We start from the raw sequence: 1,740 nt of genomic DNA on the forward strand, positions 1-1,740 counted from the left end.
TTCCTGGACGAAACGATAGATGCTGATCTTCTCGGAGGCGCCGGGTTCAGGCAACTGTCCGGCCAGCGTCAGCGTCACCGACGTTCCCGTCCTCTGTTCGTGTTCCTTGACGGCCAGCCGCAGAATGTCGGTTGCGGCAGCCGTCTCGATCTGCGGCAGGACAAGGCCGGTGCAGATGCCGCGTATTTCGCGCATCGCATCCTCCAGCGTCTTGCGAATCATCGTGACCTCGGTCGAGCGGCTTGCGCCCGAATGGCCATCGCTGGAAAATATCGGGCTGTCCATGCGCAGCGCCGCCAGGGCCACGAGTTGGGCCGGGCCGTCATGCAGGTCGGCGCCGATGCGGCGCAGATATCTTTCGTTGAGCGCGGTGGCGCGGCGCGAGGCCTGTTGCACGCGCAGTCGCAAGGCACTGTTTTGCGCCACCAGACCCTGCAGTTCCGACACCTGGCGGCGCAGCGCCCCACGCTGGTCGTCGATGGTGCGGCTGCCGCGCAGGACGATGCCCGACAGGAGCAGGAATGCCGCCAGGGTCGCGCCGGCCACGATCAGCCAGCTCGACCACAGAGCGGAAGCCAGGGTGGCCTGGAAATCGTCGGCGATCTCATAGAACTCGGTAACCGCCACCACCTCGCCCGACCAGGGCTCGCGCACGGGATTGTAGATCTCCAGCAATGGCAAGCCGGTCGCCTTCTCCTCGCTCTCATCCTCATCGAAAGTATTGAATTCAGCGACGACATTGCCTTGGAAAGCGGAACGCAGATTGTCGCTCGGAGCGAAGCGGCGGCCGATCAGGGCCGTCTCCTTGGCATAGAGGACCGTCCCGTCGCGGCGCCAGAGCATGAACGATTCGAGGCGCTTGCCGAGCGCGCCCTGGCCAAGCGTCTCGTCCAGCGCCTGCTTGACGGAATCGCTGAGCTCCTGCTCCTTGCGCAAGTCGGGAAGCAGCGGCGCAATCACGCTGTCGACATAGAGCGCCGTCGTGGCGGCCGAATTGCGGATGACGCCCTCTCTGATCTGCGCCGTCACCCAGGCGCCCACCACCAGCATGACGGCCAGCAGGCCAAAACCGCCGGCAACGACGAATTGCAAGGCAAGAGAGAGTTCGCTCCAGCGTCGCGTCAAGTTCTGCAGAATACGAATCATGAACCCCTGACCGCCCTTCAATCGAATGGCTGGACGATGTCGGTACATTGAGCCTCCGTCTTGCCATTGCCAAGAGCTTCGTTTGGTCGAGCGCTTGACGTCCCGGCGCGCTTCGGAAACAACGTCCGCGACACATGCGGCGGGAGCCGCTTCGAGAGGGGGGCGGAACGTTGAGTTTTTCGGGACTGCTGCAGCTCGGCTTTTCAACGGTCATTTTCCTGCTGGCGGCGACAGCCGCCAAGCAATGGGGCCTGGCGCCGAGCCTTGGCAAGATCGCGCTGACGCTGGCGCTCTATTCGCTGGGCAATCTGATCATGCTGCGGCTGATCCGCGAATTCGGCATGTCGGTGTCGTTCAGCCTGTCTGCCGTCATCCAGCTGGTCTCGGTGAACGTCGTGGCACTGGTCTTCTTCGGCGAGCGCGTCAACGCGCTGCAGGCGACCGGCATCATGCTGGCGATCGCCGCAGTGGCGCTGATCACGCTCGGACCCTATCTGCAAGGCCGGCTGTAACGGGCGGATTGCCGATGAAGAATGCCGCGAACGCTTTGCTCAACCGGGTCGAATTCCCGGTGCTGCTGGCCGGCCTGGTCAT

At 63.7% G+C, this 1,740-nt stretch carries 2 protein-coding genes; one reads left to right on the top strand and one right to left on the bottom strand.

The window, feature by feature from the left end; genetic code table 11:
• On the bottom strand, window positions 1–1,146 hold a 1,146-nt coding region (locus tag ENZ75_RS30930), incomplete at its 3' end, for a histidine kinase (protein WP_128278588.1).
• Between the two features lie 170 nt (window positions 1,147–1,316).
• Here ENZ75_RS30930 and ENZ75_RS30935 point away from each other — a divergent pair.
• The gene (locus ENZ75_RS30935; RefSeq protein ID WP_013528672.1) at window positions 1,317–1,658 is read left to right on the top strand and encodes a hypothetical protein; all 342 of its coding nucleotides are present in this window, start codon (window positions 1,317–1,319) and stop codon (window positions 1,656–1,658) included.
• Window positions 1,659–1,740 lie beyond the last annotated feature (82 nt).

The organism is Mesorhizobium sp. M7A.F.Ca.CA.002.04.1.1, from assembly GCF_004022805.1.
In the GTDB taxonomy this organism is placed as follows: Bacteria; Pseudomonadota; Alphaproteobacteria; order Rhizobiales; family Rhizobiaceae; genus Mesorhizobium; species Mesorhizobium ciceri.